1 protein-coding gene is annotated in these 408 nt (G+C 73.5%); it reads right to left on the bottom strand.

Going from position 1 to position 408, the window contains the following annotated elements; genetic code table 11:
* On the bottom strand, positions 1-408 hold a 408-nt coding region (locus ACSNOK_RS33435; protein ID WP_436784533.1), incomplete at both ends, for a topoisomerase C-terminal repeat-containing protein.

Below are 408 nucleotides of genomic sequence, written 5' to 3'. Positions count from 1 at the left end.
GTCGGGGTCGGTGCCGACCACCCGCGGCAGGGAGAGCAGCTTCAGGGCGTCGTCGAGGGTGACGGTGTCCAGGGACATCGACTTCAGCAGCGAGGCCGTGCGCGGCTTGACGGCGTTCTTGCCGGTCTTCGGCGTGCCCTCGGGCAGCACCTCGGTGACGTACGGCCCGTAGCGGCCGTCCCTGGCCACGATGGGGCGGCCCGTCTCCGGGTCGGTGCCCAGCTCGAACTCGCCACTGGGCTTGGCCAGCAGCTCCCGGGCGTACTCCACCGTCAGCTCGTCCGGCGGCAGGTCGGCGGGTACGTCGGCACGGCGGCCGGATTCGCCCTCGGCGGCCGGCGGCTCCTCGACGTAGGGGCCGTAGCGGCCCACCCGCAGCACGATGCCCTCGCCGACGGGGAAGGAGGA

The sequence above is a fragment of the Streptomyces sp. URMC 126 genome (assembly GCF_051386555.1).
Lineage (GTDB): Bacteria > Actinomycetota > Actinomycetes > Streptomycetales > Streptomycetaceae > Streptomyces.
This window is presented reverse-complemented; position numbering and strand designations above follow the sequence as displayed.